Source organism: Rhodothermales bacterium (genome assembly GCA_034439735.1).
Taxonomy (GTDB): Bacteria; Bacteroidota; Rhodothermia; order Rhodothermales; family JAHQVL01; genus JAWKNW01.
Genome location: JAWXAX010000014.1, coordinates 1 through 13428 on the forward strand (window position 1 = coordinate 1; position 13428 = coordinate 13428).

Sequence of the window (13428 nt, forward strand, 5' to 3'; positions counted from 1 at the left end):
ATGTGGGGTGGCGGTGATGACGGGCAGGGGACCCGACGCGGCCTTTTCCTGCGCCAGGGCAGGAGGCGCGAACGCGATGATCAGGAGCAGGATTCCGACCTGCGGGCGACAAACGAACAGATTCATAGTGCGTGCGAGGTCGACGGATGGTGCCAGAAATGCGAGAAGAGCAGACTCACTGGGCCAATTTACTGGGCCAATTCACTGGGCCAATTCACTGGGCCAATTCACTGGGGAAGAGCGGGTGGATTGGCGATCGCGTCACCACCGTCGGAATCCCCGCCGCCTTTCAGGAGGAGAAACGCGAGGCCCCCGACGGCCCCGGCGCCGAGGCCGGCCAGCACGTATTTGCCGGTGCTGCTTTTTTTGCGTCGCGGGTTGCTAACAACGGGCCGGGTAGCGGGCTGACTAGCAGGTTGCTGCGGCGGCGCCTGCACAACGGCCGGCGGCTGCGTTTGGGGCTCTGCCGATGGCGCGAGTTCCGTGTTGATTTCCGCGCGCACTTCCTGGATCATGGCCACGAAGTTGGGCGGGTCCATCGCGATGTCGGGCTCATAATCCGGTACCAGGTTCAGCAGCCGGCGAACGGATTCCCGGGCGTCGACCTCCAGGCCTTTGCCGATAAAACACAACCCCTTCAGCCGATAGGCCGTCCGTCGCTCCCCATCCGTCACGTCGGGCAGGGCGATACACTGGTCGATCAACGCGATCGTCGGGTCGAAAGCGCCGCGGGAGTAGAGTTGATTGGCCTCCACGAGCAGGTCGCTGCAACGCACCGCCTGGGCGCTGGCGGTCGTGGCGCACGCCAGCAGGGCCAGGGCGAGGATCATCGTTCGCGGCTGAACGGTGGAGTTGCGAATCCGCATGATCAGGTAGCGAATGGTGTCAGGTTGTCGAAAATGACAGCGGCGAAGCAAGAATTGTGCAAACTGAATTGCGGGCCAACAAACCGCGATGTGTTGGGGCTATTCCCGGTTGGCTTCGACGAGTGTAAAGGCTAACGGATCTTTCAGGTCTCCTTCCAGCGTCAGCGACCTGGGTCCTCCTTCCAGGCGATACCCTTCTTTTCGTACTTCGATGGTATGGTTGCCGGGATGGAGCTTGATGGTGCTGGGCGTGTGCGCTTCCCGCGAGACGCCGTCGACAAAAATTTCTGCGTTGGTAACGGGTGGGGAAACGACGGTCAGGGTGTATTCCGGCTCGAAATTAAACAAAATGAGGAGGTCTTTGTCGCCAGGTCGAATCACCACCTGTTTTTCCCAGGTGCCGAGCGCTGGGTTTGTGGCGCGCATCGTGTAGCGCCCGGGCGGCAGCCGGTCTTCGTACGCCGCCACATCGCCATCCAGTTTTTTATCTCCATTTACAAACAGCGACCCATAGGGGCGCACCACGACCCGTGTCGAGACTAGTTGCGCACGGAGTTGGGCTGAGAGGGTGGTTTTCTCCTGCGGCTTGAGGCTGCCGGTCCAGTTCTGATAGCCATCGAGCCGCAGCTGAACCGGATACGTGCCGGCGGAAAGTCCAGGTACCTTCAGCGGTGTCGTGCCCTGGCGCTGGCCGTCGAATACGACCTGCGCGCCGGACGGGGTAGAGGTGATCGTGACTTCATAAACAACATTGCCGCCCTGCTCGGGACGCTCGATAGGGGCCTGTCCGCCGGGATTCGGTTCGGCCTGGGACGGAGTGGACGACGGCGTGCCAGAGGCGGCCCCTTCGAACTCCGCGCCGGCCGTCCCGTTGTCGGGAACAGCAAGAGCGCCATCAGCCAGGGTGGACGAGGGGGTTGTATCTCCCGTTTGCTGCGTCGCGGGATCCTCCCCCATGAATCGAAACAGGCCAAAGGCAACGATCACCACGGCCAGTGCGGCAACGGCAAAAAGCAGGATACGCCCTCCCGCCGGCCGCGTGGCGGCCGCATCTCGTCCGGGAGGCAACGTCGCGAGTTCCGGCACCGCAGCCGCGCGGGCGTTGTTCATCGGGCGCGGTGGTGGGGGCGTGAATTTCGGTGCGTCAGCCGGCGTGAACATAACGGTTTTGTCAATCGCCACAGGGCGCGCCGGCGTTTTCGCCGGGGCAGGACGCTGCTCGGTCTCAAACGCTTCGATCGCCTCGCGCATGGCGCGGGCGCTCTGGTAGCGTTTGTCCGGGTCTTTTTTGATCGCCCGCATCACAATAGCTACCAGCCCGGGCGGCATATGCTGGTTGAACGTGTCGGGCGATGGGATTTGCTCTTCGGCGACGGCCTTCATGATCGAATAGGCCGAACTGCCCGCGTTGAAAGGCATCCGGCCGGCGAGCATCTGGTAGAGCGTCATGCCGAGCGCGTACAGGTCGCCCCGGTGATCGACCTTGCTCAGGGCTTCGGACTGCTCGGGAGGCATGTAATACAGCGTCCCGCCGGTAACACCCACCCGAGTCATCATCGAAGAGCTTTCTTCCTGGATCTTGGCCAGCCCGAAATCACTGATCTTGACGTCCCCCCGTTCGGTGAGGAGGATGTTGGCGGGCTTAATGTCCCGATGGATGATATTCGCCTCGTGCGCCACTTCGAGCGCATGGAGGCTCTGCTTGATGATCGGAAGCGCCTGCCTGGGTTGGAGGATGCCCTGGCGTTCGATCAGATGGCCGAGCGTCCCGCCGCCCACATACTCCATCACTATAAACAGATGGGAGTCGATGTGACGGAAAGCATACACGTTGACGATGTTCGCGTGCTGGAGCCGGCCGAGCACCCGGGCTTCCGACTTGAATCGCCACAAAAACTCCTCGTTCGTCGCCACGCCGGGGTTCATCACCTTCAAGGCCACTACCCGGTCTAGCGAGGTGTCGAGGGCTTTGTACACAATACCCATCCCCCCATGCCCTAGCACGGCCTCGATCGCATAATTCTCGATGGACTGACCAATCATCGTACTTTTAGACCAGGGATCCTGTGGTGGAACGATGCTGAATGGGTGCTCAGGGGGATGTACGAAGATACAACACGAGGTGTTGGCAAAAAGGTGAGGACAGGATATTGTGTCTTCGATGCCGGGTTCAAGTTCCGGAAGATAACGTATTCGAGTCCGATCCGAATCCTGCGGAGGAAGGAAAAAAGCACCCCGGCCCTCCGCGAGCGGCCCCGTACCGCAGGAAGTTTTTCTTTGACGCCGGCGGCTTGTCCGTTGACTGTCGAGTTTCGTTGGCAGATATTCACGACAGCACGCTCGGAACGAACATTGCTTCCAGGTCACATTCTCGTCCAGAGCGCACGGTTAGATATTTTGTAGTAAGCCGATCTTTGCGCATTTTCGCGGTCCTGCCTGAAAGCTCCTAAGGGCTACTGGGTATAGAAGTAGTGTAGTGTTCATTCAATTCATTTGACCCGTTCCCCGGGGTCGTTGCCTGATGTCTATGCGTCAGCTTGTACGTTCGTTTTTGCTCACACGTCGTTGCTATTCTCGTAGCGCTCTCCCTGGTGGACTCGCACTCGTCGTTTTTCTTGTAGCCGCGTTCGCGCCTCCCGCGGAGGACTCCGCGAACCGCGTCGATCCTGAAAAGAAGCTGGCCACGGTCTCGAAGGTGCCGGCGTACGAAGCCATTTTACTTGGCGAGGCGGCGCTGTGGCCCGGTAAATCAACGATGCCGGCGACGGACGACAGCCTCAAATACGCCCGCTGGGTGGACTCGGTGCACGCCGCACTGGATCTGGAGGAGCGTTTCCCGTCCGCGAACACGTGCGCGAACTGCCATCCCGATCACTTCAAAGAGTGGTCCGTTTCGTCGCATGCTTATGCCCAGCTGAGCCCGGTATTTAATGCGATGCACGGGAAGATCCTCAAGCTCACCAACGGGACCAATGGGGACTTCTGCATCCGGTGCCACACGCCAGTGGGGATGAACTTGGGCGAGCCGGAGTACATGACGAACATGGATCGTCATCCCACGTCGCGCGAAGGCATAACCTGTATTGCCTGTCACCGAATATCCGAAGGCTACGGAAAAGTCAGCGGCCGCCTGGCCATTGTGGAGGGGGATATTTTTGACCCGGTGTTTGGTTCGCTCGGCAATGAGATCCTGACGGAGGTTACCGCCGACGACAGCGGGTACAGCGTCAACACCGAGCGCGGTAAGTCGGGGCGTTCCATCCACACCGATGCGAAGCAACTCCCGCAGATCACTACCTCGGCTTTTTGCGGTGCCTGCCACGACGTCAATCTGGTAAACGGGTTTCGGCTGGAGGAGGCCTTTAGTGAGTACAAAGCGGCGGACGCGGCCCGGAATAATATATCCTGCCAGGACTGCCACATGGGTCTCGAGCCCGGAAAGGCCTCTGGCTACGCCACCGGACCTGCCGCCATCGTAGGGGGTAAGCCGACCCGCGACCGCAAGCGCACGAACCATATGTTCGCCGGCCCGGACTATTCGATCGTCCACCCCGGCTTCTTCCCGCACAACGTGCGCGCCGCGGAGATGGCGACGATCCGAGAATGGCTCACCTTCGAAACAGAAGCCGGCTGGGGAACGGACGCCTTCGAGGACAACATCCCGGCAGGGTTCGTTTTCCCGGAGCGTTGGACCTTCGCCGATGACCGGTACGACGCCCGGGAAATTCTCAACGAGAATCAGGTGTTGTTGGATAAGATCGCCGAGCAGCGCCTGACGATCCTGCGTGTCGGCTACGTGCTCGGAGACGTCGAACTGGAGAAGTCGGGGCCTGGCGGCATATCGTTCAAGGTAGAAGTGTCGAACGGCACCGACGGCCACAACGTACCCACCGGGTTCGACGCCGAGCGCCTCGTCTTCCTCGAAGTCACCGTAACCGACGCGAATGGCAACGTCGTTTTTGTGTCCGGCGATCGGGACCCGAACGGCGACGTGCGCGATCTCCACTCGATCTACGTCCACAACGGGGAATTGCCGCTGGACAAGTACCTGTTCAGCCTGCAGTCGAAGTTCCTCACCCGCATGATCCGTGGCGGCGAGCGAGAGCAGGTGCTGGCCGTCAACTACTCGCCCGATCCGTTGCCGTTCTTGCGCCCGTCCACGCGTTCTACCGTGCTGCTGGGGCGGCCTACCGGCGCGCGAAAACACAGGGCTACAATTGCTCCGGGAGACAGTCAGTGGCCGGAGTATGTCGTCTCGCGGTCCGATCTCATCGGGAGCACGCCACCCTATCGCGCGCAAATCCGGCTGATTGCACAGATGGTGCCGGTGAACCTCGTCGCCGAGATCCAGGATGTCGGTTTCGACTATTACATGTCGCCCAGAACCGTGGCGACACGTGTCGCCGAAGGCGCTCAGGTCCTGTGGGAACGGGAAGTCATGTTGAGCGCTCAGTAACGCCGCGTTCGAAGCGTCCCGTCATTCATTCCGGCATCTCGTTACCTATTCGTCTATGCCACTACCCATCTGTCGCGCAAACGCATCGTTTACCTCTCGCCTCCTTGCCGGGCTCTTCATCGGCGTGTTTAGCCTTGTGCCGGCCTCGTCGGCCCGTGCCCAGGATCATGGCGGCGAGGACGAAAGTAATAGCCGTTATTCAGATGAGCCTATCCCGCTTGCCATCCTTCCAGATCGCCCAAAGCCCATTTTTGAGCTGGGAGAGCCGTTTTTAGGCACCGGGACGCTGAAGAAAGGGATGCGTATGCCGACGGGGGCGGTGTGGCAGCCGGCGCTGATGGCGTTCGGCACACTCCGTTCCGCCGTCCAGGGGTTAAATAGGTCTGTGGGGGATCAGGACATCAACCTCACGGAGGCGGCCTTCCGCTTCGACCTGTTTGGGAATCTGTACCTCACATCGACCGAGCGCGTGCTGGTGGGATTCCGACCACTCGACCAGGACGGGCGCTTCACACGATACACGCTTGCATCCAGCGCCGAGTCGACGGAGGAAGACTTCGAAGAGGAGTTAAATTTCGGGGTGCGGACACTCTTTTTTGAGGGAGATCTGGGCGAACTGTTTCCGGCGGCAGACTGGCGCGACAGTAAAGGCCTGGATATCGGGATTTCGGTGGGCCGGCAGCCGCTGAGCTTTCAGGAAGGCCTGCTGTTGAATGAGGACGCGATCGACATGGTCGGCCTCACGAAAGCGAATATGCGATTCGGCGCGCTCGTCAACATGCGCGCCACGCTTCTCTTTGGTTGGGGGGATATCGACCGCACCGTGGGTGCCGGCGAAGGCGCGAACGGCGCAAATCGGGGCGATAAGTCCGCCATGTTGTTCGGCCTCTTTACCGAAACCGACACCCGCAAACGGACGGTCGAGGCGGACGTGGCCGTTGTCCTGGCGGACGATCTGGAGGGGGATGGCGCTTATGCCGGGCTCTCGAGCATCCGGCGCATCGGCCGCTTCAACAACGTGTGGCGCGCCGTCGCATCGGGGGTAATTGGCGAGCAGGGCATTCATACCGGCAACGGCGTCATCCTGACCGATCAATTTTCGTGGACGCCCCACCATACCCACAACCACGTCTACATCAGTGGGTTCGTCGGGCTAGGGGAGTTCCGCTCGGCGGCACGGGGTCCGTCTACAGGCGGGCCGCTCGGAGGGACCGGCCTGCTCTTCGCCTCGGTGGGGCTCGGGCGGTTTGGAGCGCCGCTGGGCAACCAGCCGGACTATGCCTACGGGGGAAGTATCGGTTACCAGCTCTTTTTTAAGGGCACCCGTCAACAGGTCATCGTCGAAGTCGGGGGGCGATCCAATTACGACGTACAAGGATTGGTTCAAACCGATGCTTTTGGCGGAACGGCCCGATATCAGGTGGCCCTGCTCCGTCGGGGGGTGCTCCTCGTCGATGGGCTTGTTGTTTCTACCACCGAGGGCGATGTGACCACGGGTGCGCGTCTGGAACTGGTAATTCAACTATGAATGTGCGCTGGATGCCCGCGACGATGGTCGCCTGGATGCGAACCTATGCCGGGCTGATCCTCCCGGGCGCGGTCATCCTTGGCCTGGCAATGGCTTACCCCGCCCTGCGCGCCCTGGCCCTGGTACCCGCGCAAGAAGCGGATTCCCCCTATCTTCGCACCGACCCGGAAAAGATCGTTCTCTCGACCACGGACGATCGGGTGCCCTGCGGCGAGTGTCACAGCCTCGAATACGATACCTGGAAAAGTACCCCTCACGCGAGCGGGTTCGACACGATGCACCGCTCCGAGCAGGCGCAGGGCATTCTCGAACGCATGGACTTCCGCCTGTCGAAACGCGAGAGCCTCTGCCTGACGTGCCACTACACCGCGGAAGTACGCGACGGCGAAGCGCGTGCGATCGCGGGGGTCTCCTGCGAGTCGTGCCACGGCGCCGCCAGGGACTGGCTCGACCAGCACAACGACTACGGTGGCGCGACCCACGATACCGAATCGGATGCCCATCAGGCGCAGCGCGTGCAGGCCAGCATCGCCGGCGGGATGCTGCGTCCCTCGGACGACATCTACGCCGTGGCGGCCAATTGCTTTGAGTGCCACACCGTGCCGTCCGAGAAGCTCATCAACGTGGGCCGGCACCCGAGCGGCAGCAAGCTCGAACTGACGGAGTGGTCGGGCAAGATCAGCCACAATTTCTTGCAGGCGCAATGGAGCAACGACGAAAGCAACCGTCCTCGGACGCCCGAGCGGACGCGTTTGCTGTATGTCGTGGGCAGGATGCTCGATTATGAGTACAGCATCCGTGCCGCCGCCGTCTCAACGGAGGCCGGCAGTTATGCCAAGGCCATGGAGCGCCGCGTCGCTTCGGCCGTTCGCGAAATCGAACAGATCATGCTCGCGAGCCCGATCGAGGAAATCGGCGAAATCCTGCGCCTGCACAAGGACGTCCGCCTGGTCCCGAACAACAACGCCTCGTTGATGGCCATCGCCGAAAGGATTCGGGACGCCGGCCAGCGCGCCAGCGCGCGCCTGGATGGAAGCACCCTCGCCGCGCTCGACCCCATCATCGCAGGCGGGACCGCCGAGCCATCGGATGTGCCAGTTCCCTCGGAGGAAACGGTCGCCGAGATCGTCCCCAATGCCGCCACGATTTCGGACCCCTCGGCCCCATCTCCGGACCCGGACCCGCCGACGGCTGCGCCCCCCGTCACGCCACCGCCGGCCTCACCGGTCGCCGCCATACGTGTTTCCGGCGAGCTGAGGAGTAAGCCGGCCTGGTTTCCCGCCGAGACCTTCGAGGTGACGATCCCCGGCTGCAATTGCCACGGCGGGGCGGAAGACTGGTTGTTTGACGATGCGCACAGCCGCAGCTCCGAACCCGTGGCGAACGGCTCGTCGAAAGCACTCCAGATTGCCCGGGTGTACGGGTTGACGCCGGCTCAGATGAAACAGGGCGACCAGATCTGTATGCAGTGCCACGGCACCATTGAGTCTGGCATCGGCAGCGCGGCCGTGTTTGAAAGCGTGGGGTGTGAAAGCTGCCATGGCCCGAGTTCGGGCTACTTCACGCCCCACAAGCGGGGGCAAGGATTCCAGAAAGGACTAGTCGATCTGCGCGACGTGGAAGTTCGCGCTGCAAACTGCGCCCGCTGTCATCACATTACCGACGAGCGACTGCTGGCATCCGGGCATTCGTCCGGCAGTGGGTACGACATCCGCGAGGGCAACGCCGCGATAAAACACTGGCCGGATCCTGAACTCGAGCGGCCGGCGCAACCCGATATCGACGAAAACGCGCTCAGTGCCGCGTTTGACCGGATCAAGCAGCAACGCCCGGTCCCCTCCGTGGATGTGGTGCGTGCTCCCGATCCGCCGCCGACAGCGGCCCGGCCACCCGCCGCCCCGGCCCGAGCGATCGAGGCCTCGACCACGGCCGGCGATCCGGTAGTGAGCGCCCCGCCCGTCCCGCCGCGTCCGCGCCCGGTGGCGCGTGGCCTTCCGGCGGCGCCCGCGACCAGCCCCGACATTCAGCTCCCGCCCCTGCCGGCTGTTGCGGATTCCGTCGCCGCCGAAGAGGTGTTACGCATCGTCAAGCAGCGGCTCGAAGCCGTATACAAAGCCCTGGGCCGGAATGAGTAAAGAACCACGCTCGACGGCGACGATCAAGGTGGATGCGCCGAAAAACTTGTTTGACGACCGGTGGTCGGGGTTTGGGAATCAGTCGGGCATCAAACGATTCTCGAATCAGCTCAGCTCGGCCGAGCTGATGAAGCTGGATCTGTTTAAGGACTTCGACGCCCCGGCGCTTGACGCGATCGCGCACGACATCTCGGTGGCGACGTGGGAGCAAGGCGCCATCCTGTTCGAAGAGGGCAGCTACCTGGATCTCGCCTTTTACGTGCTCTCCGGAAGGGTCGAGGTGTACATCGACAAGCTCCGTAGGGATACGGCGCGCCCGATCTTCAACAGCACGGTGCTCACGGGGTCTGAAAACGTCGCGCCGGCTACTGCGGCGCCGATGCCGCAGCCCGGGCACAATCGTCCGATCACGTTCCTGTCCAACATGGACGTCGACATCCCGCGCGGAGAGTCGATGTCGCTGGGCGCCGGCGAAATCTTCGGCGAGATCGGGAGCCTGAACGGGTGGCCGCAGTCCGCCACCGCGCGCGTGGCCCAGGAAGCGACTCTCATCCAGATCCGTCTGCCGGCGCTCCGCGAGCTGAAAAAACGATCCGACACCTTTAAAGCGACGCTTGATGCGCTGTACCGGGAGCGTGCGTTGATGAGCCAGCTCGTCAACACCCCTCTGTTTGAGCAGGTCGATCGCGCATTCATGCAGCGGTTGGCCGGACGCGTCGAGCTGGTTTCTCTGTCGCCCGGTGATCGGTTCATGGAGGAAGGCGCCCCCGTGCACGCCGTGTACATGGTGCGCTCGGGCTTCATCCAACTGGGGCAGACGATCGGCGAGCGCGAAGCGACCGTCACCTACCTCAGCAAAGGGATGACGCTGGGCGAAATCGAACTGCTGCTGGACGGGATCGACACGGCGCTGTTCTCCGCGACTTCGGTAGGATACAGCGAACTGGTGCGCATCGATCGGGGCGACCTGCGAGAATTGCTGGAGACCGAGCCGACGGTGACGCGCCAGCTGTGGGAAGCCGCCGTGCAGCGGATTCAGGACACCGGGTACACGCGCAAACGGCCGGACAAGGCCGCGCTGATCGAATTTGCCCTCGAGAAGGGCCTCGTTCAGGGCAACAGCATGCTCGTGATCGACCTTGAGGTGTGCACGCGGTGTGATGACTGTGTCGAGGGATGCGCCAGCACCCACGGCGGCCGGCCTCGTTTTGTCCGCGAGGGCGATACGTACGGAAATTTTATGATCGCCCGCTCGTGTTATCACTGCGAAGACCCGGTCTGCCTCATCGGATGCCCCACCGGCGCCATTCGGCGGACCAACGTCGCGGAGGTGGTCGCGATCGACGACGACCTGTGTATCGGCTGCGGAAATTGCGCCAACAAGTGTCCATACGACGCCATCGTGATGCACGACACCGGCACGACTTGGCCGGACAGCGCGACGCCGGCCTGGCTGCGGGGGCGCGATCGGAAGGTGGCGAGTAAGTGTGATTTGTGCCACACGTCGGACGCCGGCCCCGCCTGCGTCAACAGCTGTCCGCATTCGTGCGCCTTTCGCATCGGCAGTCTGGACGATTTTCAAACCCTGCTGGCCAGCACGGATGTTCACTTACAAGTGGCGGCCCGATGAGAAAAACGGCGATCTACCAGCGCAAACGTGTGAACACGCCGGGCTGGCTCAACATCTGGGTCCAATCGCCGACATGGCTGCTGGGCTTTCTGGCGGCCGTCGCCGTTTGCGTCGCGGTGTACGGCGCCAATGCCCTGTGGGGCCGGTTCGATCCGGGCAACGCGTGGGGCATGGGGTATGGCATCGCCGCCTCCGTGCTGCTCGTCGCACTGTCGCTCTACGGGTTGCGACGCCGGGTCGTGCGTGTGGCGCGGCTGCAGCGGGCCTGGTTCTACCTCCAATTTCATGTGTATGGCGGCGTGCTTTTTCTCCTGCTGGTCCTCATGCACACCCATTTCAGCGTGCCTGATGGCGTCCTGACCAGCCTGCTCTGGGTGCTGAGTCTCTGGCTGGTGGGGAGCGGACTGGTGGGGATTGTCCTTCAAAAGTGGATCCCGCGTCTCCTCACGGGGGGCCTATCGACGGAGGTCAATTATGCTCGCATCGCCGAGCTGCTCGAAGGGCTCCAGAAGGACGGCGCGGCGCTGGCAGCTACGGCCTCCGAACGGGTTCAGGCGCTGTATCGGGATCGGGTGGCGGGTCAACTCCAGACGATTCGTCCGCGGATGGCCTATTTTATCGACCCCGCCGGCCATATCCAGCGGCATAGCGCCTTTTTCGAAGCAACCCGTAAATTCCTGGCCGGCGAGGAGCGCCAACAATTCGATGCCCTGGCCGCGCTGTATCGCGCCAAGCTGGAGCTGGATGCGCACGCTACACTCCAGCGCGCCCTGCGCTCCTGGCTGGTGCTTCACATCCCCGTTGCGATGGCGCTGATCGTGCTGCTGGCCGCGCATGTCGTCACCGTACTGTATTATTGAATGCGTTACGCGTTGAACGTTTTTCCGTTATAAGGCCAACAAATAACGCCAATGGCAGAGGAAAATTCAGGAAGAAAGGGCCTATTTGGGAAGTTTGGCTTTCCGGTGGCCACCCGATATCCGGCGCGGCGCCGGCGGATGACCCTGTACCTGGCCGGTTCACTCGGTGCGCTAGCGCTGGCGATCCTTTTTGCCTTCGACGCGGCCTTCTCTGACGGGTCGTTTGTTTCCAATGGGCCCCTCTCGTCGAACCACGCCGGCTTTGGAGGGGATTGCGCCAGTTGCCACACCCCGTCGATGGGAGTGGAGGACACCAAGTGCGCGGTTTGCCACGAGAAATTTGGCGATGACCTGGGCCTGCATTCCCTGGATGCCCACTATGTCTACCGTTCGGGCGACTATAGCCGCATCGTGCCGGCGTCCACCGAGGCGACGTGCGCCTCATGCCACCGCGAACACGAAGGCCCCCGCGCCGACATCTCGGCCGTGAATGATGTGTCCTGTGCGCAATGCCACGAGGTGGACTCGTTTGAAGAACACCCCCAGTTCGACGCCGTGACGGAACGGACGGCCGACGCCGCAAATCTGCATTTTTCCCATTCGCAGCACGTGAGCGAGTTGCGACGCAAGGAAGATCTCGCCGACATCGAACAGACCTGTCTCTATTGCCACAATGCCGACGCCGAGGGCAAGGGCTTCGAGCCGATCCAGTTTGATGCCCATTGCGACGCCTGCCACCTGACCACGAGCACCGCCACGCCGTTTGTCGAGGTAACGTCCGGGGCGTCTCCCGGAGTGCGGACGCTCCAGGCGATCGCCGGCGCCCAGGCGGCCGGCAACCGGTGGGCCTACTTCACGAATCCCGACGAATTCCAGGCGCGGGGCACCACGCTGCGGAAGCGCCCCGTGTATCATGCCGATCCCTGGGTGCTCGAAAACCTGCGTACCCTGCGCCAGGCGCTTTACCCCTCCAGCAACCTCGCCGACCTGTTGACCACGTCGGCCGACGTGGATCCCCGCGATGCGCACCTGTTGTATGGCGAAGCGATCGAGACCCTGCGTTCCTACATCGATGAACTGCGTAACCAGCCCGATCGGGCCGTGCAAACGGAACTTGAGCAGGCCGGCGCGCTCCTGACGCGGGTGGAACGCCAGCTGGCCGACCCGCTGCGGCTCCGGGATGAAACCCAGTTCATGGTCAGCGCGGCCGAATTAAACCCCGCCCTCACGCCGGCGCAGGTAAAGGCCTACGAGCACGTGGTCGACGAATTGACGATGCCCTGTCAGACGTGCCACGTCGTTGAGAAAGCTACCATCAAACGCGTACAGGCGGATCAAGGCACGTACATCCGCTCCGAGTTTAATCACCGCGCGCATATCATCCAGGCGCGCTGCCTCGATTGCCACGGCGAACTCCCCATACGCCAGTTCGCGGCGATCGACAGCATCCCGTCGCCTGAAGTCGATCGCGCTGAAATCCACAATCTTCCCGGCATCGCGACCTGCCAGACGTGCCACGCAACGGATAAGGCGCCGGATACGTGTCTGACATGCCACGCCTTCCATCCCGACACCGCGCAGCGCTCCAACCTGTTGCAGTATCTGGAGTAGCCGCATTCACAGGGTGACCGACGACGAAATCGTATGACAGCCAGGCTTTTCTCGAAAACCGGCGCACTCGCCGGCACAGACTATCAGATCGGGCGGGAGGCCGTGATCGGGCGGGATGCGCAGTGCGACCTCATCCTCTTCCCTCACACGATTTCCAGCCGGCATGCCCGCATTTTTTATAAGGAAGATGCTCGCGCCTACTTCATCGAGGATCTGGGCAGCAGCAACGGCACGTTGGTGGACCGGATACCGCTCGGTGAAGCTGTTCGGCTCGGCCCGCTCCATGTGATTACGTTCGCGAGCGACATCCATTTTATCTTCCAGGTAGGCGCGCCAGCCCCC

9 protein-coding genes are annotated in these 13428 nt (G+C 62.3%); 7 read left to right on the top strand and 2 right to left on the bottom strand.

Features of this window, described 5'->3' with window-relative positions; translation table 11 throughout:
- Nucleotides 1–227 precede the first annotated feature (227 nt).
- Complete coding sequence (locus SH809_00570) at nt 228–866, bottom strand: hypothetical protein (protein ID MDZ4698169.1); 639 nt, start codon at nt 864–866, stop codon at nt 228–230.
- Nucleotides 867–965: 99 nt separating this feature from the next.
- The gene (locus SH809_00575; protein ID MDZ4698170.1) at nt 966–2909 is read right to left on the bottom strand and encodes a protein kinase; all 1944 of its coding nucleotides are present in this window, start codon (nt 2907–2909) and stop codon (nt 966–968) included.
- Nucleotides 2910–3393: 484 nt separating this feature from the next.
- Here SH809_00575 and SH809_00580 point away from each other — a divergent pair, with 484 nt between their 5' ends.
- The 7 genes from SH809_00580 to SH809_00610 all read left to right on the top strand — a co-directional run.
- Nucleotides 3394–5322, top strand: coding sequence for a multiheme c-type cytochrome (locus SH809_00580; GenBank protein ID MDZ4698171.1), 1929 nt, complete (start codon nt 3394–3396; stop codon nt 5320–5322).
- 55 nt (nt 5323–5377) lie between these two features.
- The gene (locus SH809_00585) at nt 5378–6850 is read left to right on the top strand and encodes a hypothetical protein (GenBank protein MDZ4698172.1); all 1473 of its coding nucleotides are present in this window, start codon (nt 5378–5380) and stop codon (nt 6848–6850) included.
- A complete protein-coding gene (locus SH809_00590; GenBank protein ID MDZ4698173.1) occupies nt 6847–8985 on the top strand; it encodes a multiheme c-type cytochrome in 2139 nt (712 codons plus the stop codon). Before SH809_00585 ends, SH809_00590 begins: the two co-directional genes overlap by 4 nt.
- Nucleotides 8978–10615: a cyclic nucleotide-binding domain-containing protein gene (locus SH809_00595; protein MDZ4698174.1), complete on the top strand. Its 1638-nt coding sequence runs from the start codon at nt 8978–8980 to the stop codon at nt 10613–10615. Before SH809_00590 ends, SH809_00595 begins: the two co-directional genes overlap by 8 nt.
- On the top strand, nt 10612–11475 hold the full coding sequence (locus SH809_00600) for a hypothetical protein (protein ID MDZ4698175.1): 864 nt from the start codon (nt 10612–10614) through the stop codon (nt 11473–11475). Before SH809_00595 ends, SH809_00600 begins: the two co-directional genes overlap by 4 nt.
- Before the next feature lie 51 nt (nt 11476–11526).
- Nucleotides 11527–13086 (top strand): cytochrome c3 family protein, encoded by a 1560-nt coding sequence (locus SH809_00605; protein MDZ4698176.1) that lies wholly within the window; start codon nt 11527–11529, stop codon nt 13084–13086.
- Between the two features lie 33 nt (nt 13087–13119).
- Nucleotides 13120–13428, top strand: a 309-nt coding sequence (locus SH809_00610) for an FHA domain-containing protein (protein MDZ4698177.1), incomplete at its 3' end; no start/stop codon positions are given.

Coding starts and splice junctions, on each gene's coding strand:
- SH809_00570 (MDZ4698169.1), bottom strand. CDS start 866: ATGCGGATTCGCAACTCCACCGTTCAGCCGCGAACGATGATCCTCGCC.
- SH809_00575 (MDZ4698170.1), bottom strand. CDS start 2,909: ATGATTGGTCAGTCCATCGAGAATTATGCGATCGAGGCCGTGCTAGGG.
- SH809_00580 (MDZ4698171.1), top strand. CDS start 3,394: ATGCGTCAGCTTGTACGTTCGTTTTTGCTCACACGTCGTTGCTATTCT.
- SH809_00585 (MDZ4698172.1), top strand. CDS start 5,378: ATGCCACTACCCATCTGTCGCGCAAACGCATCGTTTACCTCTCGCCTC.
- SH809_00590 (MDZ4698173.1), top strand. CDS start 6,847: ATGAATGTGCGCTGGATGCCCGCGACGATGGTCGCCTGGATGCGAACC.
- SH809_00595 (MDZ4698174.1), top strand. CDS start 8,978: ATGAGTAAAGAACCACGCTCGACGGCGACGATCAAGGTGGATGCGCCG.
- SH809_00600 (MDZ4698175.1), top strand. CDS start 10,612: ATGAGAAAAACGGCGATCTACCAGCGCAAACGTGTGAACACGCCGGGC.
- SH809_00605 (MDZ4698176.1), top strand. CDS start 11,527: ATGGCAGAGGAAAATTCAGGAAGAAAGGGCCTATTTGGGAAGTTTGGC.